Genomic DNA, 19,951 nt, shown 5'->3' on the forward strand with positions numbered 1-19,951 from the left:
GACTGTCATGACCCTGTTCCGTCGAACCCTCATTGCCGCCACCGCTGCGGCCGCCTTTGCCGCCCCTTTCGCTGCGCTGGCGCAAGACATCAAGCCGCGCATCATCCGCTTCGGCTACGGCCTCAACGAAGTGTCCAACCAGGGTCGCGCCACCAAGGTGTTTGCCGACGAGGTGGAGAAAGCGTCCGGCGGCAAGATGAAGATCCGCGCCATCGGCGCCGCCGCGCTCGGCTCGGACGTGCAGATGCAGCAGGCGCTGATCGGTGGCGCGCAGGAAATGATGGTGGGCTCCACCGCCACGCTGGTGGGCATCACCAAGGAAATGGCGATCTGGGACACGCCTTTCCTGTTCGACAACGCGAAGGAAGCCGACGTGGTGCTCGACGGCCCGGTGGGCCAGAAGGTGATGGACAAGTTGCAGGAAAAAGGCCTGGTGGGTCTGGTGTACTGGGAGAACGGCTTCCGCAACCTCACCAACAACAAGCGCGCGGTGACCAAACTGGAAGACATGGATGGCATCAAGCTGCGCGTGATGCAGAACAACGTGTTCATCGACAGCTTCAAGACGCTTGGCGCCAACGCCGTTCCGCTGCCGTTCTCCGAACTCTTCACCGCGCTCGAAACCAAGACGGTGGACGGCCAGGAGAACCCCTACAACACCATTCTCTCGAGCAAGTTCTACGAGGTGCAGAAGTACCTGACCGTGACCAACCACGTCTACAGCCCGTGGATCGTGACCGTGAGCAAGAAGTACTGGGATCAGCTCAGCAAGGACGAGCAGAAGGTGCTGATGGACGCCGCGAAGAAGAGCCGCGACTTCGAGCGCCAGGACACGCGCGCCGAGGCCGACAAGGCGCTGGCCGATCTGAAGGGCAAGGGCATGCAGATCAACCAGCTGAGCCCGAGCGAGGCCAATCGCATGCGCGAGAAGCTGGCGGCGGTCAACACGGGCATTGCCACCAACGTGGGCGAAGACCTGTGGAAAGAAACGCAGGCGGCCGTGGCGAAGGCGCGCGCCGCCAAGTAAGGCGCGGCGCCCTGGTGCACAGGCCGGCCCCGCAAGGCGCCGGCCATTTTGTGTCAGTGGCGTGCGCGCGTCCGTGGACGCATCACTTCGCGGGCCGCACGCGCGACAGCAGTTCGGCGTCCAGCACGCCCGCGCCCTGCGGGTGCGAGGCCGGGCGCTCGACGTGGCGCTTGATGGTTGCCAGGCCCTCGGCCGGCGCGGTCCAGCGCGTCTCGGCCTCGCCGAGGTTGTCGACCCATTGCAACTTCCATGCTTTGAAGGTGCCGGCCGGCACCGTTACGTCGCCGTAGGAAACCACTTTCCACTGGATCGTGGATTTCTGTTTCGTGCCCGTGACGAAGTTCGTCACATCGTGGCTGGAGGTCCATGCCTTGCCCACTTCCAGCGGCCAGCGATAGCCCACGGGCGGCTCGTAGGCCGAGAACGGCGAACCGTCGGGCCGAAGGTAAGCCACCGCGTCAAAGGTGGCGGGATCGTGCAGTGCCACGCCGGCCTGCGGTGCGCCGAAGGCAATCATCGGTTTGCCCTGCCAGGTGCCGGGTGCGTGCGTCCAAACCACCTTGCCATCGAAGTTGCCCAGGCTGCCTGAGCTTTTACGGTGGTACGTGGTGACGGTGCCCATCGGGTCGGACACCATTTTTTCGCCCACCGGGGGCGCGCTGGCGCAGCCGGTGGTGAGTACAAAGGCGGCGACTGTGGCGGTGGCCAGCAGCGAAAGTGTGGTGGTGCGTCGGGTAAACATGGGGTCTCCTGTGGTGGTTGTGCAGGCCATGGCGCCTGCTGCAACCCACTCTAGGAAGCCTGAGGAGCGCGCAACTGATGTTCGTCAATTCGCCGAACATTGATGCACCGAGCGACTGGTTTTTGCGTACATCGATTGATCTCCGTCAAGCCGCCATTGGCCGCTCAAGTCCGACGGCGCTCGGGCCCTGACCATCGTCGCGCGCACGGTTGACTTGCGTCAACGTGGCGATGTCGACCGCCTCTTATAAAGGCGACTGCGGCTTCACCACGAGGACGCCACGGAGGGCTCAAGATGAAGAGACGGTCCTGCTTTCTTGCTCTGCTGCTCGCCCTGCCGCTTTGCACACCGGCATGGGCGCAGACGGACACTTTGCCCAACGGGCTGGGTAATCAGATCCGGACGCCTGAAGGCTTGAAAGCGATCATCGACCGCAGAGACCCGCGCTTTGTCATCGTCGATGTGCGTTCTCCTGCCGAATACGCGTCAGGGCATATCCCGACGGCCATCAACATCCCGGGCGGCGTCACCGCAGACGTGAAAGCACCACCGCCAAAGGACAAGTACATCGTTGTCTATTGCCACGGTGGCATGAAGGCCCCCTTAGCGTGCGAGAAGTTGCAGGCCGATGGATACAAGCACGTTTTTGTCTGGGGCGGCATCGTGAACTGGCCCTACGAGAAGGAGACCTCTCCCCGGTAGTGGCCCATCCACACTCCCGCGCCCGCTGGCAGGCGCAGTCAGCTTTTTGCCACCGCATGCCCTGCCATGATCTCCAGCGCCTGCACCAGGGCCGAGTGATCCAGTTCGCCCAGGCCGTGCGCCGCACAGGCCTGCATCAGCTGCGCGGCGTTGGCTGTTTGCGGCAGGCTCACGCCGATCTCGCGTGCACCTTGCAGCGCCAGGTTCAAATCCTTCTGGTGCAGCTTGATGCGAAAGCCGGGGTTGAAGGTTCGCTTGATCATGCGTTCGCCGTGCACCTCCAGAATGCGGCTGGCTGCAAAGCCGCCCATGAGCGCCTGACGCACCTTGGCCGGATCGGCGCCGGCCTTGCTGGCAAACACCAGGGCTTCGCTCACCGCCGCGATGTTGAGCGCCACGATGATCTGGTTGGCCACCTTGGTGGTCTGGCCGTCGCCATTGCCGCCCACCAGCGTGATGTTCTTGCCCATGAGTTCCAGCAACGGGCGAACGCGCTCGAACACCGCTTCGTCGCCACCGCACATGATGGTGAGCGAGCCGGCCTTGGCGCCCACTTCGCCGCCGCTGACCGGAGCATCGATGTAGTCGCAACCCAGTTCGTTGATGCGTTTGGCAAAGCCTTTGGTGGCCATGGGCGAGATCGAACTCATGTCGATCACGATTTTTCCTTTGCTCAAGCCGGAGGCCACGCCGTTCTCACCGAACAGCACAGCCTCCACGTCGGGCGTGTCGGGCACCATGGTGAAGATCACTTCTGCCTCGCGCGCCACGGCGGCGGCGTTCTCGCAGCGCTTTCCGCCGGCCGCGCCAATCGCCTCGGGCACCTGGCTGCGCGTGTGCACATACAGCGTGTGACCCGCGTTGGCGAGGTGCAGGGCCATGGGCGTGCCCATGATGCCGAGGCCGATGAATCCGATCTTCATTGAATGTCCTTGCAAGTGAGAGGAGGTGTTCAGTAGCCGTCCGGTGTGGTGCGCGGATGCGTGGCGCGCAGCGTGGCCAGCACCTGCTGCGAGCCAGCGGCGATCAGGCGTGCGTCGGAGCTGATGGTGACGAACTGGAAACCCATGGCGATGCGGCGCGCCGCCGCTTCGGGCGAGCCGTTGTGGATGCCGGCCACCAGGCCATGCGCCTTGGCGCGAGCCAGGATGTGTTCGACCGCTGCAGCGGCTTTGGGGTCGAGGTCGTCGAAGGTCGGGTTGCAGCCCAGCGCGAGCGAAAGATCGGATGGGCCGATATAGATCGCGTCCAGCCCAGGCACCGAGAGGATGTCTTCAAGGTTGTCGAGCGCCTGCGCGGTTTCGATCATGGCGAAGGTGACGATGGTGTCGTTGGCGTGCTTCGGGTAATCGGCGCCGCTGTAGAGCAGGGCGCGCACCGGGCCGAAGCTGCGTGTGCCGCGCGGCGCGTAGTGCGTGTACGCCACCAGCTTCTGCGCGTCCTCGCGCGTGTTCACCATCGGGCAGATCACGCCGTAGGCACCGGCGTCCAGCGTTTTCATGAGGATGCCGGGCTCCAGCCAGGGCACGCGCACCACAGGTACGGTGTCGGTGGTGGAGATGGCTTGCAGCATGCCCACCATGGCCTGGTAGTCGACCACGCCGTGCTGCAGGTCGATGGTGAGCGAGTCCCAGCCCTGGTGGGCCATGGTCTCGGCAGAAAAACTGTTTGGAATGGCGAGCCATCCATTGGCCACCGCGCCGCCAGCGGCCCAGATCTGTCGCAGTCGGTTCGGTCTCATGGGGTGAAAGGGTTGTGGTTCATCGGTCCAGCGCAGGGCGCTTGGGATTGAAGGTCCAGTTCGGCATCAGGTACTGCATGGCGGTGGCATCGTCGCGCGATCCCAGGCCGTGCTGCAGGTAGAGCTGGTGGGCTTTCTCCACCTCGGCCATGTCGAGCTCGACACCCAGGCCAGGCTTGCGCGGTACCTGCACATGGCCGCCGACGATCTTAAGCGGCTCTTTGGTGAGGCGCTGGCCATCCTGCCAGATCCAGTGCGTGTCGATGGCGGTGACTTTGCCCGGCGCGGCAGCGCCGACGTGCGTGAACATGGCCAGCGATACATCGAAATGGTTGTTGGAATGCGAGCCCCAGGTGAGGCCCCAGTCTCGGCAGGTCTGCGCCACGCGCACGCTGCCCGCCATGGTCCAGAAGTGCGGGTCGGCCAGGGGAATGTCGACCGACTGAAGCGAGAGCGCGTGCGTGAGCTGGCGCCAGTCGGTGGCGATCATGTTGGTGGCCGTGGGCAGCCCGGTGGCGCGGCGGAATTCGGCCATCACCTCGCGGCCGGAGAAGCCGTCTTCGGCGCCGCACGGGTCTTCGGCGTACGCCACCACACCGCGCATGCGCTGGCCGAGGCGGATCGCGTCCTTCAACAGCCAGCCGCCGTTGGGGTCCAGCGTCACACGGGCATCGGGAAAACGCTCGTGCAGCGCGATGACCGCATCCACTTCCTCGTCACCGCGCAGCACGCCGCCCTTCAGTTTGAAGTCGTTGAAACCGTAGCGCTCGCGCGCGGCCTCGGCCAGGCGCACCACGGCCTCGGGCGACATGGCTTCTTCGTGGCGCAGGCGGCTCCAGGCGTCGGGCGCATCGGGCTCGCTGGCGTAGGGAAGGTCCGTTTTGCTTTTGTCACCGATGTAGAACAGGTAACCCAGCATCTCCACCGCGTCGCGCTGCTGGCCTTCGCCGAGCAAGGCGGCCACCGGCACCTCCAGGTGCTGGCCCAGCAAGTCGAGCAGGGCACTTTCGACAGCGGTCACCGCGTGGATGGTGGTGCGCAGGTCGAAGGTCTGCAACCCACGCCCACCCGAGTCGCGATCCGCGAAACGGCTGTGCAGTTCGCGCAGCAGGCGCTGGTGGTCGCCGATCGGCTGGCCCACCACCAGTTCGCGCGCATCCTCCAGCGTCTGGCGGATCTTCTCGCCACCCGGCACCTCGCCCACCCCGGTGCGCCCTGCGCTGTCGGTGAGGATGAGCAGGTTGCGCGTGAAAAATGGCGCGTGTGCACCGCTCAGGTTGAGCAACATGCTGTCGCGCCCCGCGACAGGAATGGCTCGCAGATCGGTGACGCGGGGCGTGGAGGCGGACACAGCGACAGGACTCAGCATGAACGGCGCCTCAATCCGCCTTGATGTTGCGCGACTGGATCAGCTTTTGCCAGCGGGCAAATTCAGCCGCCTGGAAGGCGGTGAACTGCTCGGGCGTGCTGGCCACCACTTCGAAGCCGACTTCGAGCAGCTTCGGCTTCACGGCCGGGTCGTTCAACGCGTCCCGAATGGCGGCGTGCAGTTTGGCCTTCAAATCGGCCGGCATGCCCTTGGGGCCGGCCACGGCCTGCCAGGAGTAGACGTTGGCGTCCTTGATCCCGAGTTCGTCGAGCGTGGGCACGTTGGGCAGCAACGGCGAACGCTGGGCGCTGGTGATAGAGAGCGCGCGCAGTTTGCCGGCGACGATCTGCGGCATGGCGGTGTTGATGTTCATGAAGGACGAATCCACCTGGTTGCCCAGCAGATCGGTCATCACGGGGCCGCCACCCTTGTAAGGCACGTGCACGCCGCTGGTGCCGGTCTGCTGCCAGTAAAGCTCAGCCGTCAGGTGGTCGCTGCTGCCGTTGCCGGATGAGGCAAAGGTCATCTTGCCGGGGTTGGCTTTCTGGAACGCCATCACGTCGGCCATGCTCTTGTGCGCCGACGCAGCGGGAACCACGAGCACGTTGGGCGCCTGCACGGCGACGGAAATGAAGTCGAATTCCTTGGGCGCGTCGTAACTCACCTTGAAGAGGTGGGGCGCAATCACGAAGGGGCCGAGGGACGAGACGAACAGGGTGTGGCCATCGGGTGCGGAACGCACCACGTGCGTGGCGCCGATGGTGCCGGTGGCGCCGGCTTTGTTCTCCACCACGAAGGTGCCGCCAAGTTTTTCCTGTAGCTTGGGCTGGAGCGTGCGCGCGATCACGTCGGTGGAACCACCGGGCGGGAAGGGCACGACGAGGGTGACGGTTTTGTCGGGCCAGGCCATGGCCGCGGTGAGGGTCATGGACGCGCCGAGCGCGCACAGCAGTTGTTTCATGGGTGTGTCTCCTGTCGTTGGAAATGTGTGGCGGCGTGGCTTCGTTTGGTACCGGTACCAGATGAAGTTCGGGCGAATGGTACCGGTACCAAATGGGCGCGTCAATCGGTTTTATTTGGACGCCGTTTCTTGCAACTGCTTCTTCGGGCTCGTGAGCGCATGGCGCTCTGTTCCGCGAATGTCCCCCGGCGGCGGGAGGCCGCCTCCTCCTCTATTTCGCTCCACAGAGCGCCATGCGCTCACGAGCTGCTGACATGGTTGCGCGCAACCTTTCGCGCACCAATGAGGTCGATGCCGGATGGGGCTGACAGCGCAGCGAAATAAAGGCGGAGGGCGGCGAAGCCGACCGGGGGACATTCGCGGAGCTGTCAGCCCCATCCGGCATCGACCGGACTAGCCGGAGAAAAACTCAGGAAGTCTCCCGCTCAACAATCGAAAACCCGACATCCACCACCCGGTGCACCACTTCCCGCCCCTCGGCCCGGTCGATCAGAAACTGCGCCGCCAGGCGACCGATGTCCACACCATTGATGCGCACCGTACTGAGCGCCGGCGCCATGTCTGCTGCAAATGGCACATCGCCAAAACCCACGATGGCCAGCCTGCCAGGAATGTCGAGGCCTCTCACCCGTGCTTCAGTGAGCACACCCAGGGCCAGCAAGTCCGAACTGCAGAACACCGCGTCCACATCGGGCGCCTGCGCCAGCAACCGGCCCAGCGCCTCGCGCCCGCTGCCCAGCGAGCGCGACGCTCCCACGTTCACCACCTCCACCGGGCCCAGCCCCGCTCGCGAGACCGCATCGGCAAACGCGGTCGCGCGCCGATCGGCACGCTCGTCTTCGGCCCGGATCAGCGCCATGCGTTTGCGCCCCTTGCCCATGAGGAATCTTGCCACCTCGCGACCGATGTCGTTGTGAGAAAAACCCACCAGCATGTCGATGGGTGTGGGTGTCAGGTCCCAGGTTTCCACCACCGGAATGCCCGAGGCCAGCAGCCGCGTGCGGCCGAGACCCGGGCGCAGGATGCCGGTGAGGAAAATGCCGTCAGGCCTGCGGCCGATGATCGCCTCCAGCAGCGATTCCTCTCGGCTGGCGGAATAGCCCGATTGACCCAGCATGAGCTGGTAACCCGCATCGAAGAGCGTGCCGTTGAGCGACTCGATGGTCGGCATGAACACCGACATCACCGTGCTCGGCACCACGGCCGCAATCAAACGGCTGCGCGAGGATGCCAGCCCGCCGGCCATGCGGTTGGGCACGTAGCCGGTCTTCTGCACCGCTTCCAGCACCTTCTGCCGGACGTCTGGCGACACCTGCTCGGGCGTGTTGAGCACGCGTGAGGCGGTGATGGGGGCCACGCCGGCCAGCAGCGCCACATCGCGCAGGGTGATGGCCCCGCTGCCACGGCGCGCGCGCCGGGTGTTGTCGGAATCTTTCATTTGCGGCTTAAAATGGTACCGGTACCAAATGGATGGCGATCGTAGCCGGAAACGGCTCCCGTGCGCGCTGGTTGCGCGCTGAATCATAGGAGATGCGGATGTCGGACACCCTTGCCACGCGGACGGCGTCATCGCCGTTGACCATTCGCATGCATGAGCGGGACAACGTGGCCATCGTCGCCAACGACGGTGGCCTGAGCGCCGGCACTTCATTGCCCGGCGGGCTGGTGCTGCGCGAGAAGGTGCCGCAGGGCCACAAGGTGGCGCTGGTCGATCTGCCGCGCGGCGGCACGGTGTTGAGGTATGGCGTGCCGATCGGGTTTGCTTTAGACGACATTGCGGCCGGCAGCTGGGTGCACGAGCGCCTGCTGAAAATGCCCGATGCGCGCGGCCTGGAAGACCTCCCCATGGCCACCTTCAAACCCGAGCCTCTGCCGCCGCTGGATGGCTACACCTTCGAGGGCTACCGCAATCCGGACGGGTCGGTGGGCACGCGCAACATCCTGGCCATCACGCAGACGGTGCAATGCGTGGCCGGCGTGACCGACTTCGCCGTGCAGCGCATCAAGAGCGAGCTGCTGCCCAGATACCCGAATGTGGACGATGTGGTGGCACTGGAGCATGGCTACGGCTGCGGTGTGGCCATCGACGCGCCCGACGCCATCATTCCCATTCGCACGCTGCGCCACATCAGCCTGAACCCCAACTTTGGTGGCGAGGTGATGGTGGTCAGCCTGGGCTGCGAAAAGCTGCAGCCCGAGCGGCTGCTGCCGCCAGGCTCGATTCCTATCGCCGATCTACGCGGTGAAGATCCCGCGCTTGATGTGGTTTGTCTTCAGGACGATGCGCATGTCGGCTTCATGTCGATGGTCGACTCGATCCTGCGGCAGGCCGAGGTGCACCTGAAGCGGCTGGACTCGCGCCGGCGCGAGACCGTGCCGGCCAGCGAGCTGGTGGTGGGTGTGCAGTGCGGCGGCAGCGATGCTTTTTCTGGCGTGACCGCCAACCCGGCCGTGGGCTTCTGCACCGACCTGCTGGTGCGCGCAGGCGCCAGCGTGATGTTTTCCGAAACCACCGAGGTGCGGGACGGCATTGCCCAGCTCACCGCGCGCGCCACCACGCCCGAAGTGGCGCAGGCCATGGTGCGAGAGATGGCCTGGTACGACGACTACCTGAAACGCGGCAGCGTGGACCGCAGCGCCAACACCACGCCAGGCAACAAGAAGGGCGGCCTGTCCAACATCGTCGAGAAGGCGATGGGCTCGATCGTGAAGTCAGGCAGCGCGCCCATCGGCAATGTGCTCTCTCCGGGCGAGAAGCTGCACGCCAAGGGGCTCACCTACGCGGCCACGCCGGCCAGCGATTTCATCTGTGGCACCTTGCAGGTGGCCGCCGGCATGAACCTGCATGTGTTCACCACCGGGCGCGGCACGCCCTACGGCCTGGCGCCGGTGCCGGTCATCAAGGTCGCCACGCGCAGCGATCTGGCCCGCCGCTGGCACGACCTCATGGACCTGAACGCCGGCACCATTGCCGATGGCACGGCCAGCATCGAAGACGTGGGCTGGGAACTCTTCCGGCTCATGCTCGACGTGGCCAGTGGCCGCAAACAGACGTGGGCCGAGCGCTGGAAGCTGCACAACGCGCTGGTGCTGTTCAACCCGGCGCCCGTGACCTGAGCCGCCCGGTTACTGGCGTGGCGGCATGGGCGCTGGGACCTGCGTGGTGAGCTCGCGGATCACCCCGCCGCCCTCCACCGAGCCCGAGGTGTTGCCGTCGCCACGCGCCATGCGTTCGCAGGTGGCCTGGTCTTCAGCCGACTTGTGAGCTTGGCAACGCTGCAGGGCGTTGCGCTGCAACTGCTCGGCCGATGTGGAGGACGGCCCCGTGCGCAGCGCCTGTGCGCGCGCGGCGCCTGCGTCTCGCAGGCAGTTCGTGCGGTCTGCCGGCACGGCCATGGCCTGGCAGGCCGAGCGAGCGGCCTGGTAGTTGGCTTCGATGGATGCCTTGTCGACGCCGCCCGCCGCCGACGCGGGAAGAGCGATGGCGAGCGCCGCGGTGGCAAGGCTGAACCGCAGATGCTGGCGTATGGATGTTTTCATGGTGTGTCCTTTCCGAATGTCGGAGGCGATGGCTTCATCGCCCTGGATCACCATGCTGGGACCTTGATGCGGCGGGGTCTGTAGTCCTTGTCCGATCCGGGCCAAACAGGCAGTTACAACTGCATCAAAAGCCAGCGTGTCAGCGGCGCTGTCCGCGCTGGTAAGCCTGCAGTTGCGTCTTGGCGATGTTGCCTTCGAACAGCGGCGTGAGGTCGGACACCGCCTGCAGTGCGCTGGTTTCGTCGCGCTGCAGGCACAGGGCCTGAGCCAGATCGGCGCGCAGGAACCACAGGGCTTCGATGCTGGGCGCGTACCGGATGCGGTGCTCCAGCTCAGGGTGCACTTCTGCACCGCGCAGGCCCAGCAGTCGCAACATGGACTTCTGGATCAGCAGCATCGCATGCGGGTCGGGGGCTTTGGGCGTCGATTCTGCGTTGCTCGACGTCAGGATCGACGTCAGGCTGCTGAGAAAGGTCTTGACGCTGCTGTGCATGCAATGGTTCCTAGGGCGGGCAAGCCAGGGGGCTTGGAGTTTCAACCCACTTCGGGCACGGCATTTTATACCCTACGGGGCATCTTTCGCTGTCGCCTCCATGGCCTTGGCCATGGTCTTGCCGAGTTCCACGCCCCACTGGTCGTAGGCGTTGATGCGCCAGATGGCCGCCTGGGTGAAGACCTTGTGTTCGTAGAGCGCGATGAGAGCTCCCAGACGCTGGGGGTCCAGACGGTCGAGCCACAGCACGTGGCTGGGGATGTTGCCCTCGAAGCTGCGGTGCGGTGCCATGGCCGCCGCCCGGGCTTTTGACAGGCCTTCCTTCTCGAGCAGCGCCTGCGTGTCCTGCAGGGTGCGCCCGCGTGCCATGGCCTCGGCCTGGCCGCGCAGGTTGAGGTTCACCACCGCGTGGTGCGTGGCTGCCATGGGCAGCGGAGTGTCTTCGTTCTGCACGCCGATGAAATCCACCGGCACGGTGTGCCGGCCCTGGTGGATGAGCTGGAAGTAGGCATGCTGGCCGTCGATGCCCAGGCCGCCCCAGACGATGGGGCCCGTGTCCACGGTGGCGGGCGTACCGTCGACGTGGGTGCGCTTGCCGTTGGATTCCATGTCCATCTGCTGCACGAAGGGCGTGAAGCGCGCCAGCCGGGAGGCGTAGGGCACGATGAGGTGGGTGGGCAGTTGCAGAAAGTTGCGGTTCCACACACCGTGCAGCGCCATCAGCACGGGCATGTTCTGCGCCAGCGGGGCCTCAGTGAAGTGCTGGTCCATTTCGCGCGCGCCAGCAAGAAAGTCGCGGAAATTCGCCGCCCCGATCGCCAGCGCCAGCGGCAGGCCCAGGGCCGACCAGACCGAGTAACGGCCACCCACCCAGTCCCAGAAGAGAAAGGTGCGCTCGGCCGGAAACCCCAGCTTCGCCGACTGTTTCGGGCTGGCGGTGATGGCCACCAGGTGCGTGGAAAGCGCGTCTTCGGGACAGCCCTGGTCCTTCAACCAGCGCTGCGCACTGGCGGCGTTGGTCATCGTTTCCTGCGTGGTGAAGGTCTTGCTGGAGACCACCAGCAGCGTGCGCGCCGCGTTCAGTCCCCGCAGCACGCTGTGCAGCGCCCACGCATCGGGGTTGGAGACGAAGTGCACGCGGGGGCCCGGCACGGCAGGGTGCGCCAGGTGCGCCAGCGCCTCCACCGCCATGCGCGGCCCCAGGTCCGAGCCGCCGATGCCGATGTTGACCACGTCGGTGATGGTCTCGGCGCTGTGGCCGCGCACCGCGCCGGCAGACAGCGCCTCGGCGAAGTCGCAGACCCGGTTGATCTCGGCCTGCACCTCGGCCTGTACCTGCTTGCCCCACGGGCCGGTGTGCAGCGGATCGCCGCGCAGGGCCACGTGCAGCACAGGCCGATCCTCCGTGGCGTTGATGGCATCGCCCCGAAACATCGCCTCGCGCTGCTCGGCAACATTCGATTGCTGTGCCAGCTCGAGCAGCGCGCGCTCAATGTCGGGCGTGAGGCGCTGGCGACTGGCGTCGAGCGTGATGCCAGCCACGCTGTGGGTGAATCGGGTGGCGCGCCCGGGCTCTGCGAGCAGTTCGCGCAAGTGGGGCGTGGGGGTGGCGGCCAAGGCCTGAAGTCGGGCCCAGGCGGGCAGGGTGGTGGGCAGTTTCATGCGGGTTTTGACAGTTGGGTGGCCTCACGGGCCAGTTGGGTGATGCGGGCCCAGTCGCCTTGTCGCAGCGCGTCGGCCGGCGTGAGCCAGGAGCCGCCGACCATCGCCACGTTGGGCAAGGCCAGCAGCTCGCGCAGGTTCTCCGTGCCCACGCCGCCGGTGGGGCAGAAGCGCACGTCCGACAGCGGCGAGCCAAGCGCCTTGAGCATGCCGATGCCGCCAGCTTGTGCTGCCGGGAAGAGCTTCATGAGGTGAAAGCCGTGGTCGCGCGCGTGCATCACCTCGCCCGGGGTCATCACGCCCGGAATGAAGGGCAGGCTGGCGGCTTTCACGGCTTCGACCAGCGCATCGGTGCAGCCGGGCGAGAGCGCGAACGTGGCGCCAGCGTTCATGACCTGCTGCACCTCGGCCACGCGCGTCACGGTGCCGGCGCCCAGGTGCATCTGCGGCACCGCGCGCGCCACGGCCTCAATGGCCATCAGCGCCACGTCCGAGCGCAGGGTGATCTCCATCACGTCGATGCCGCCTTCGAGCAGCGCGTGCGCCAGCGGCACGGCGTGCGCCGCGTTGGAGAGCACGATGACGGGGACCACGCGAGAGGTGAATGTGGGGGGAGTGAAACAGGTCGTCATGGTGTGGCGGATTCGTGTCGCGTGAGGATCAACCGAACAGCGGCGAAGCACCCATCTCGGCGGCGCTGGCTTGCTGGCGGAACAGGCCGAAGAGTTCACGGCCGCTGCCGTGCTGGTTGCCGCGCAGGTCGGGGTGCTTCACGCGGCGCTTGCCCAGGGTGACGGCGTCCACCTCCAGTTCGAGCACGCCGCGCTCGCAGTCCAGCGTGATCCAGTCGCCGTCGCGCACGCGTGCAATCGGCCCGCCCGCGAGCGACTCGGGGCTGAGGTGAATGGCCGCAGGCACCTTGCCCGAGGCGCCCGACATGCGGCCATCGGTGACCAGCGCGACCTTGAAGCCTTTGTCCTGCAGCACCGCCAGCGGTGGCGTGAGCTTGTGGAGCTCGGGCATGCCATTGGCTCGCGGCCCCTGGTAACGCACCACGGCCACCAGATCGCGTTCGAGCTTGCCGGCATTGAACAGGTCCAGCAGCTCGTGCTGGTCGTTCACCACCACGGCCTGTGCGCGCACCACCCGGTGCTCGGGCTTCACGGCGGAGACCTTCACCACGCTTCGGCCCAGGTTGCCCTGCAGCAGGCGCAGGCCGCCGTCGGCGCTGAAGGGGTCGGCCACGGGTCGCAGCACGGTGGTGTCGCCACTGCGCTCGGGCACCGGGCGCCAGGCCAGCTGACCGTTGTCCAGCCAGGGCTCGCGGATGTAGGCATCGAGTCCGGCGCCCATCACGGTGTTCACATCGGCGTGCAGCAGGCCGGCGGCCATCAGTTCCTGCATGAGGAAGCCCATGCCGCCAGCGGCGTGGAAGTGGTTCACGTCGGCGCTGCCGTTGGGGTACACGCGCGCCAGCAGCGGCACCACATGCGAAAGCTCGGCGAAGTCGTCCCAGTCCACCAGCACGCCGGCGGCACGCGCCATGGCCACCAGATGCAAGGTGTGGTTGGTCGAGCCGCCGGTGGCCAGCAGGCCCACGATGCCATTGACCAGGGTCTTCTCGGTCACGATGTCGGCCATGCAGATGGCCGGCTCGCCGGTGCGCCCGGTGTTGGCCACAGCCCGTTTCACGGCGCCGCGCGTCAACGCCTCGCGCAGTGGTGTGCCGGGGTTCACAAACGAGGCACCCGGCAGGTGCATGCCCATGATTTCCATGAGCATCTGGTTGCTGTTGGCGGTGCCGTAGAAGGTGCAGGTGCCGGGGCTGTGGTAGGCCTGCGCTTCGGATTCCAGCAACTCGTTGCGGCCCACCAGACCCTGCGCGTACTGCTGGCGCACCTTGGCCTTGGCGTCGTTGGAAAGGCCCGAGGTCATGGGGCCGGCGGGCACGAAGACCATGCTCAGGTGGCCGAACTGCAGCGAGCCCATGAACAGGCCGGGCACGATCTTGTCGCAGATGCCGAGCATGAGCGCGGCGTCGAACACGTTGTGCGAGAGCGCCACGGCGGTGCCCAGCGCGATCACGTCGCGCGAGAACAGCGAGAGCTCCATGCCGGCCGCGCCTTGTGTGACGCCATCGCACATGGCGGGCACACCACCGGCCACCTGCGCGGTGGCACCCAGCGCATGCGCGTGGTCGCGGATCTTCTGTGGGTAGGTTTCGTACGGCTGGTGGGCCGAGAGCATGTCGTTGTACGCGGTGACGATGCCAAGGTGCGGTGCGCGCTCGGCGTGGATCTTGAGCTTGTCGGCTGCCGGCAGCGCGGCCGTGGTGTGGGCCATATTGGCGCAACCCATGCCGGCGCGCTGCGTGCCGGACTTGCGCTGCGCAGCCATGGCTTCGAGGTACGTGGCGCGGGTCTCGGCGCTGCGTTCCACGATGCGCCGGGTGACGCGTTCGAGGGTGGGGTGAAGGGGTGGAGTCGTGGTCATCTTGTGTGCTTCATTCAGGCCAGCCAGACGCTGACGGGAGTCTGGTACTGGTTCAGCACCAGAGAGACGGGCAGCGATTCGTCTGCCGCCAGACGCGCTTGCTGGTAGGTGGCGAGCTTGCCCGCGCCCGCGATGGACAGCGCCAGCTCGCGCGTGGCCAGCAGGGCCGGCAGCGTGAGCGTGAGGCGAGCGTGTGGCGCGGCGATGGGCCGCAACCAGGTGATGGGGCCGCTGCCACGCAGCGCCTGGGGCAGCCTTGGTGCGCCGGGAAACAGCGAGGCGGTGTGGCCGTCCTCGCCCATGCCCAGCACCACCAGGTCCATGGGCCAGGGGTGGGCGGCGAGTCGGTGGTTGGCGGCGTCGACCATGGCGTTGAGGGCGGTGTCGCTGAGTGAGGCGGGCAAGGTGTCGAAGAAGGGCACGAAGGTGGCTGCCGCCGCCGCGCCCTGCAGCAGGTGCGTGCGCACCAGCGCGGTGTTGCTCTCGGGGTGGTCGTGCGGCACGCAGCGTTCGTCCACCAGCAGCACGGTCACGCGTGCCCAGTCCAGCGGCTGTTCGCGCAGTTCCTCGAACATGGCCACCGGCGATTTGCCCCCCGAGACCGCGATCACCGCATGACCCCGCACGGTAATGGCCTCGCGCAGGCGCCGCGCGATGTGGCGCGCCAGCTGCTGCGCCTGCTCGGCTTCGCTGCCGGCCGGGTGCACCTGCAAGGTGGTCGGTGGAATGGGTTCGTCTTCCTTCATGGCGTCATACCTCTTCGGCCCAGGCCGATCCTTCGCGCGCCATCAGGGCGGACGAGGCTGCAGGGCCCCAACTGCCGGCGGCGTAGGGTCGGGGTTTTTCATTCAGGTTCTTCCACCCGTCCAGGATCGGCTCGACCCAGGTCCAGGCGGCTTCGAGTTCGTCGCGCCGCATGAAGTGCGTCAGGCGGCCTTTGGTCACGTCCATGAGCAGGCGCTCGTAGGCCTCGGCGCGGCGCGCGCTGAAGGCCGATTCCAGATCGAGGTTCAGGCTCACCGGGCGCAGTCGCATGCCGCTGCCGGGCTCCTTGGCCATCATCTGCAGCTGCACATGTTCCTCGGGTTGCAGGCGAATCATGAGCCGGTTGACGGGTTGACGCGGTGCGTCGGGAAAGATGGTGTAGGGCAGGTCGGCGAACTCGATCACGATCTCGGAATGGCGCTCTGCCAGCCGTTTTCCGGTGCGCAGAAAGATCGGCACGTTGGCCCAGCGCCAGTTGTTGATGTGCGCGCGCAAAGCCACGAAGGTCTCGGTGTTGCTGTCGGCCGGCACGTTGGCTTCCTGGTGGTAGCCCACCGCTTTTTCGCCATTGGACGAGCCCGCGGTGTACTGGCCACGCACGGTGTCGCGTGCCACGTCGGCCACGGTCATGGGGCGCAGCGAGCGCAGCACCTTGAGCTTTTCATCGCGCACCGCGTCCGGGTCCAGCGAAACGGGCGGCTCCATCGCCACGATGCACAGCAGTTGCAGCAGGTGGTTCTGCAGCATGTCCCGCAGCGCACCGGTGCCGTCGTAGAAGCCGGCGCGGCTGCCCACGCCCACCGACTCGGCCACGGTGATCTGCACGCTCTTGATGAACGGGCTGCGCCACAGGGGCTCGAAGATGGTGTTGCCAAAGCGAAGGACCATGAGGTTCTGCACCGTCTCCTTGCCGAGGTAGTGGTCGATGCGGAAGGTCTGCGCCTCGCTGAAATGCCGGCCCACCTCGTCGTTGATGGCGCGCGCCGAGGCCAGATCGTGGCCCAGCGGTTTTTCCAGCACCACGCGCGAGCGCGCGTCGATGAGCCCGGCGCCGGCCAGGTTGGCGCAGATGCCGGTGAACAGGGTGGGCGCGGTGGCCAGGTAGTACACGCGGTCCGAGCCATTCTGCAGGGCAGCGCCCAGGCCGGCGAAGTCGGTGGGTTCGGTGGCGTCGAGGCACACATAAGCCAGGCGCTCGACGAACGCTGGCCACGCCACGGCGTCCATCGCCTCCGGGTCGATGAAACCGCGCACTTTCTCATCCACGAAGGCGGTGAACGCCGCCCGGTCCCAGGACTGTCGACCCAGCACCAGAATGCGCGTGGCGGGCGGGAGGTTGTGGTGCAGGTGCGCCATGTAGAGCGCTGGCAGCAGTTTGCGCACGGAAAGGTCGCCCGCGCCGCCGAAAATGACCAGATCGAGTGGGGACGTGGGGATGGCGGCAGGGGCGTTGGAGGTGACCATGCTTCTAATTTAGTTACTTGAATTTCTGGATTCTAAGGTGATTAAGTTACATGCCAGCGTCATCAGCCCTCACCTTACCCGCATGTGGCCGCAAGGCCCAGTCAAAAGGTGAAAGCCTGCAGGCCGTCGGCCGTGAGATGGAGCACGCGCCGTGCCCGCGCGGCAGCGGCGCTGGAATGCGTCACCAATATCAGCGCCGCGCCGCTGTCTTGTGCTTGCTGTTGCAGCACGTCCATCACTTGCGCTGCGGTGGTCGGGTCGAGGTTCCCGGTGGGTTCGTCCGCCAGCAGGAGGCCCGGGCGGTGCACCAGGGCGCGCGCAATCGCCACGCGCTGCAGCTGACCGCCCGAGAGTTCGGCCGGCAGCCGCGTGCCGAGCTCGCCCAGGCCCACGGCTTCCAGCATCTCGCGCACGCGCGCCGCATCGGGCCGGCCCAGCAGCAGCAATGGCAGGCCCACGTTCTGTGCCACGTCCAGGTGCGGCAGCACGTGAAAGGCCTGGAACACGAAGCCCAGGTGCTCGCGCCGCCAGTGCGCGCGCTGCGTCTCGCCGAGCGTGCCGAGGTCCACCCCGTTGTGATGGATGCTGCCTTCGCTCCAGTCGTCCAGCGCGGCCAGGCAATTGAGCAGGCTGGATTTGCCCACGCCCGATTCGCCCACGATGGCCACGAATTCGCCCGGCTCTACGCGCAGGCTCACGTGGCTGAAGACCGGCGTGGTGCCGTACCGTTTGCCGAGCTGGTCAACGATCAGCGTCATGGCGCGATCTCCAGCCTTTTTTCGACTGCGCTCATCACCTGCGCCAGCGCATCCGGTGCATCGCAGGTCACCACCTGGCGCTGCGGCATCGAGCGCAACCAGGTGAGCTGGCGCTTGGCCAGCTGGCGTGTGGCAAAGATGCCGAGGTCGCGCAGTTCGGCCTGCTGTGTGGGCGCCAGCTTGTCACCATGCGCATCCATCAGCTCCCAGGCCTGGCGGTATCCCACGCAACGCATGGAAGGCAGCGCGGTCGAGAGGTCTCCGCGTGCACGCAGGCGGCGAACCTCGTCGAGAAAGCCCTGGGCCAGCATGTCGTCGAATCGTTGCGCGATGCGCGCGTGCAGCCAGCTCCGCTCGGCCGGTTCCAGGGAGATCAGGTGTTCGGGTGCGAGGGGGCTCAGCGGATTGTTCTGCCGCCCGCTCTGGAAACTGGAAATGGGTCGGCCGGAGACTGCGAACACTTCGAGGGCGCGCTGAATGCGCTGCGCGTCGTTGGGTGGCAGGCGTGCGGCGGTGGCGGCGTCAACACGCGCCAGTTCGGCGTGCAGGGCCGGCCAGCCGAGCTCGCGGGCGCGCGCATCGATGGCCTCGCGCACACCGTCATCCGCCGGCGGCATGTCGTCCAGGCCTGTGAGCAGGGCCTTGAAGTACAGCATGGTGCCGCCCACCAGCAGCGCGGTGCGCCCGCGTGACGCGATCTGATCCACCAGCACGCTGGCGTCGCGCACGAAGTCGGCGGCGCTGTAGCTCTGCAGCGGGTCCAGGATGTCGATGAGGTGGTGCGGCACGAGCGCCCGCTCGGCAGCGCTCGGTTTGGCAGTGCCGATGTCCATGCCACGAAACACCAGCGCTGAATCGACGCTGATGATTTCCACCGGCCAGCGTTCGGCGATGGCCATTGAGGCCGCGCTCTTGCCGCTGGCCGTGGGACCCGCCAGCGCAATGCAGCGAGGTGGTGCGGGTGTCATGCCATTCGCACGGGGGAAGGCCTCGGTTCGCCGTGGCGCTGCACCAGCGTCCATGCGGTGGCGGCGATCAGCACGCTCCAGAACCAGATGCCGTTGGTCAATGGCAGCACGGAGCCCGTGCCCTCGGCGATGCCGGCCAGGCTGCGGCCGAGCCAGCCGCCCATGAAGAAGGCCGCCACCATCATGAGGAAACCGCTGAGCGCCGAAGCCGCGCCGGCAGCCTGCGGGAACGGGCCCACCGCGCCGGTCTGGCTCACGGGTTGGTGCACGCCATGGGCCAGCATGAACACATAGAACGGCACCATGATGGCCCAGGGTCCCTGCACCCCTGCCCAGGCCATCACCCCCATGCTGGTGCCGGCAGCCAGCGTCATGCCGCCGGCAATGGCTTCGGTGCGACGGATGCCGAAGCGCGGCAGCAGCTGCCGGCACAGGAAGGTGCCGAGGATGTAGCTCAGCGACATGCTGAACATCACCAGCCCGTACTGCGTCTTGCTCAGGCCGAGCACCTGAATGAACACGAAGGACGAGCCGGCGAGGAAAGTGAAGAGACCGCCATAGGAGGCGGTGGCGAGCAGCGCGAACGCCCAGAAGGTGGGGTGGCGCGCAATGAGGGCCCAGGTGGACAGCAGCTTGCCCGGGTGCAGGGCGTCCGGGTTTTTCTGCGCCAGGGTTTCCTCGAAACGCCACGCCAGCACCGCCAGGGTGCCGGCGCCGAACACGGCCAGGGCCACCAGCGAAATGCGCCATCCGAAGAGGTCGGAAAGCAGACCACCCACCGGTGCACTCGCGCAGGCGATCACGCCCAGGCCAGTGAGGCCCTTGGACATCACACGTGCGCCATCGGCCGGCGCGTACAGGTCGCGCACGATGGCGCGCGCGCACATCACGCCCGCGCCCATGGCCACGCCTTGCACGGCGCGCCAGACGATGAGCTGCTCCATGGTGGGCGAGAAGGCGCTGGCGATGGACGCGGCCACGTAAGCCCCCATGCCCAGCAGCAGGATCGGGCGGCGTCCGAAGCGGTCCGACAACGGTCCCCACACCAGTTGCGACAGACCAAAGGCCAGCAACAGTGCGGTCAGGGTGAGCTGTGCCTGCGACATCGGCGCGCCGAAGCCCTGCGTGATCGAGGGCAGGGCGGGCAGATACAGGTCGGTGGTGACAGGCTGCAGGCCCAGCAGCAGAGCCAGAACCAGCACGATGATGCCGGGTGACATGCGAGAAGAAACGGACGTGGAGGGCATCCGGTCGAGGGTAGCAGAA

Annotated in this window: 19 protein-coding genes; 3 read left to right on the plus strand and 16 right to left on the minus strand. The window is 66.6% G+C overall.

What is annotated here, in order from left to right:
• Positions 1–7: 7 nt before the first annotated feature.
• Entirely contained in the window at positions 8–1,027 is a 1,020-nt protein-coding gene (locus tag CAP37_RS05470) for a TRAP transporter substrate-binding protein (RefSeq protein ID WP_086123247.1), read from the plus strand.
• Positions 1,028–1,109: 82 nt separating this feature from the next.
• Here the strand turns inward: CAP37_RS05470 and CAP37_RS05475 are convergent, their stop codons facing one another.
• Complete coding sequence (locus CAP37_RS05475) at positions 1,110–1,769, minus strand: hypothetical protein (protein ID WP_086123248.1); 660 nt, start codon at positions 1,767–1,769, stop codon at positions 1,110–1,112.
• A gap of 294 nt (positions 1,770–2,063) precedes the next feature.
• Here CAP37_RS05475 and CAP37_RS05480 point away from each other — a divergent pair, with 294 nt between their 5' ends.
• The gene (locus CAP37_RS05480; RefSeq protein ID WP_086123249.1) at positions 2,064–2,471 is read left to right on the plus strand and encodes a rhodanese-like domain-containing protein; all 408 of its coding nucleotides are present in this window, start codon (positions 2,064–2,066) and stop codon (positions 2,469–2,471) included.
• A gap of 38 nt (positions 2,472–2,509) precedes the next feature.
• Here CAP37_RS05480 and glxR read toward each other — a convergent pair whose 3' ends face one another.
• The 5 genes from glxR to CAP37_RS05505 all read right to left on the minus strand — a co-directional run bounded on the left by glxR (position 2,510) and on the right by CAP37_RS05505 (position 7,980).
• On the minus strand, positions 2,510–3,394 hold the full coding sequence (gene glxR, locus CAP37_RS05485; RefSeq protein WP_086123250.1) for a 2-hydroxy-3-oxopropionate reductase: 885 nt from the start codon (positions 3,392–3,394) through the stop codon (positions 2,510–2,512).
• 29 nt (positions 3,395–3,423) lie between these two features.
• A complete protein-coding gene (locus CAP37_RS05490) occupies positions 3,424–4,212 on the minus strand; it encodes an HpcH/HpaI aldolase/citrate lyase family protein (protein ID WP_086123251.1) in 789 nt (262 codons plus the stop codon).
• Between the two features lie 19 nt (positions 4,213–4,231).
• Positions 4,232–5,581 carry a glucarate dehydratase gene (gene gudD / locus CAP37_RS05495; RefSeq protein ID WP_086123252.1) on the minus strand — a complete coding sequence of 450 codons (1,350 nt, stop codon included), beginning with the start codon at positions 5,579–5,581 and terminating at the stop codon, positions 4,232–4,234.
• Between the two features lie 10 nt (positions 5,582–5,591).
• Positions 5,592–6,542 (minus strand): tripartite tricarboxylate transporter substrate binding protein, encoded by a 951-nt coding sequence (locus tag CAP37_RS05500; protein ID WP_086123253.1) that lies wholly within the window; start codon positions 6,540–6,542, stop codon positions 5,592–5,594.
• A 409-nt stretch (positions 6,543–6,951) separates the two neighbouring features.
• Positions 6,952–7,980, minus strand: a complete 1,029-nt coding sequence (locus CAP37_RS05505; protein ID WP_086123254.1) for a LacI family DNA-binding transcriptional regulator — start codon at positions 7,978–7,980, stop codon at positions 6,952–6,954.
• Positions 7,981–8,078: 98 nt separating this feature from the next.
• On the opposite strand from CAP37_RS05505, the gene garD reads away from it, so the two are divergent.
• A complete protein-coding gene (gene garD / locus CAP37_RS05510) occupies positions 8,079–9,659 on the plus strand; it encodes a galactarate dehydratase (protein WP_086123255.1) in 1,581 nt (526 codons plus the stop codon).
• A 9-nt stretch (positions 9,660–9,668) separates the two neighbouring features.
• Here the strand turns inward: garD and CAP37_RS05515 are convergent, their stop codons facing one another.
• The 10 genes from CAP37_RS05515 to CAP37_RS05560 form a co-directional block, all read right to left on the minus strand.
• Entirely contained in the window at positions 9,669–10,082 is a 414-nt protein-coding gene (locus CAP37_RS05515; RefSeq protein ID WP_143435888.1) for a hypothetical protein, read from the minus strand.
• Positions 10,083–10,221: 139 nt separating this feature from the next.
• Positions 10,222–10,575 (minus strand): hypothetical protein, encoded by a 354-nt coding sequence (locus tag CAP37_RS05520; RefSeq protein ID WP_086123257.1) that lies wholly within the window; start codon positions 10,573–10,575, stop codon positions 10,222–10,224.
• Positions 10,576–10,647: 72 nt separating this feature from the next.
• The gene (pgi, locus tag CAP37_RS05525) at positions 10,648–12,237 is read right to left on the minus strand and encodes a glucose-6-phosphate isomerase (protein WP_086123258.1); all 1,590 of its coding nucleotides are present in this window, start codon (positions 12,235–12,237) and stop codon (positions 10,648–10,650) included.
• Entirely contained in the window at positions 12,234–12,869 is a 636-nt protein-coding gene (gene eda / locus CAP37_RS05530; protein ID WP_086123259.1) for a bifunctional 4-hydroxy-2-oxoglutarate aldolase/2-dehydro-3-deoxy-phosphogluconate aldolase, read from the minus strand. The genes pgi and eda overlap by 4 nt, the downstream gene beginning before the upstream one ends.
• A gap of 28 nt (positions 12,870–12,897) precedes the next feature.
• On the minus strand, positions 12,898–14,730 hold the full coding sequence (gene edd, locus CAP37_RS05535) for a phosphogluconate dehydratase (protein ID WP_086123260.1): 1,833 nt from the start codon (positions 14,728–14,730) through the stop codon (positions 12,898–12,900).
• Between the two features lie 14 nt (positions 14,731–14,744).
• A complete protein-coding gene (pgl, locus tag CAP37_RS05540; RefSeq protein ID WP_086123261.1) occupies positions 14,745–15,476 on the minus strand; it encodes a 6-phosphogluconolactonase in 732 nt (243 codons plus the stop codon).
• 4 nt (positions 15,477–15,480) lie between these two features.
• Positions 15,481–16,959, minus strand: coding sequence for a glucose-6-phosphate dehydrogenase (zwf, locus tag CAP37_RS05545; protein ID WP_086123262.1), 1,479 nt, complete (start codon positions 16,957–16,959; stop codon positions 15,481–15,483).
• A gap of 101 nt (positions 16,960–17,060) precedes the next feature.
• Entirely contained in the window at positions 17,061–17,717 is a 657-nt protein-coding gene (locus CAP37_RS05550; RefSeq protein ID WP_086123263.1) for an ABC transporter ATP-binding protein, read from the minus strand.
• A complete protein-coding gene (gene miaA / locus CAP37_RS05555) occupies positions 17,714–18,685 on the minus strand; it encodes a tRNA (adenosine(37)-N6)-dimethylallyltransferase MiaA (protein WP_256926878.1) in 972 nt (323 codons plus the stop codon). Before miaA ends, CAP37_RS05550 begins: the two co-directional genes overlap by 4 nt.
• Positions 18,682–19,932, minus strand: a complete 1,251-nt coding sequence (locus tag CAP37_RS05560) for a multidrug effflux MFS transporter (RefSeq protein WP_256926879.1) — start codon at positions 19,930–19,932, stop codon at positions 18,682–18,684. Before CAP37_RS05560 ends, miaA begins: the two co-directional genes overlap by 4 nt.
• Positions 19,933–19,951 lie beyond the last annotated feature (19 nt).

Source organism: Hydrogenophaga sp. IBVHS1 (assembly GCF_002127265.1).
GTDB lineage: Bacteria > Pseudomonadota > Gammaproteobacteria > Burkholderiales > Burkholderiaceae_C > Hydrogenophaga.

Coding starts and splice junctions, on each gene's coding strand:
- pgl (WP_086123261.1), bottom strand. CDS start 15,476: ATGAAGGAAGACGAACCCATTCCACCGACCACCTTGCAGGTGCACCCG.
- pgi (WP_086123258.1), bottom strand. CDS start 12,237: ATGAAACTGCCCACCACCCTGCCCGCCTGGGCCCGACTTCAGGCCTTG.
- glxR (WP_086123250.1), bottom strand. CDS start 3,394: ATGAAGATCGGATTCATCGGCCTCGGCATCATGGGCACGCCCATGGCC.
- CAP37_RS05490 (WP_086123251.1), bottom strand. CDS start 4,212: ATGAGACCGAACCGACTGCGACAGATCTGGGCCGCTGGCGGCGCGGTG.
- gudD (WP_086123252.1), bottom strand. CDS start 5,581: ATGCTGAGTCCTGTCGCTGTGTCCGCCTCCACGCCCCGCGTCACCGAT.
- CAP37_RS05475 (WP_086123248.1), bottom strand. CDS start 1,769: ATGTTTACCCGACGCACCACCACACTTTCGCTGCTGGCCACCGCCACA.
- CAP37_RS05500 (WP_086123253.1), bottom strand. CDS start 6,542: ATGAAACAACTGCTGTGCGCGCTCGGCGCGTCCATGACCCTCACCGCG.
- CAP37_RS05550 (WP_086123263.1), bottom strand. CDS start 17,717: ATGACGCTGATCGTTGACCAGCTCGGCAAACGGTACGGCACCACGCCG.
- edd (WP_086123260.1), bottom strand. CDS start 14,730: ATGACCACGACTCCACCCCTTCACCCCACCCTCGAACGCGTCACCCGG.
- CAP37_RS05505 (WP_086123254.1), bottom strand. CDS start 7,980: ATGAAAGATTCCGACAACACCCGGCGCGCGCGCCGTGGCAGCGGGGCC.
- CAP37_RS05560 (WP_256926879.1), bottom strand. CDS start 19,932: ATGCCCTCCACGTCCGTTTCTTCTCGCATGTCACCCGGCATCATCGTG.
- CAP37_RS05480 (WP_086123249.1), top strand. CDS start 2,064: ATGAAGAGACGGTCCTGCTTTCTTGCTCTGCTGCTCGCCCTGCCGCTT.
- garD (WP_086123255.1), top strand. CDS start 8,079: ATGTCGGACACCCTTGCCACGCGGACGGCGTCATCGCCGTTGACCATT.
- CAP37_RS05520 (WP_086123257.1), bottom strand. CDS start 10,575: ATGCACAGCAGCGTCAAGACCTTTCTCAGCAGCCTGACGTCGATCCTG.
- CAP37_RS05470 (WP_086123247.1), top strand. CDS start 8: ATGACCCTGTTCCGTCGAACCCTCATTGCCGCCACCGCTGCGGCCGCC.
- zwf (WP_086123262.1), bottom strand. CDS start 16,959: ATGGTCACCTCCAACGCCCCTGCCGCCATCCCCACGTCCCCACTCGAT.
- eda (WP_086123259.1), bottom strand. CDS start 12,869: ATGACGACCTGTTTCACTCCCCCCACATTCACCTCTCGCGTGGTCCCC.
- CAP37_RS05515 (WP_143435888.1), bottom strand. CDS start 10,082: ATGAAAACATCCATACGCCAGCATCTGCGGTTCAGCCTTGCCACCGCG.
- miaA (WP_256926878.1), bottom strand. CDS start 18,685: ATGACACCCGCACCACCTCGCTGCATTGCGCTGGCGGGTCCCACGGCC.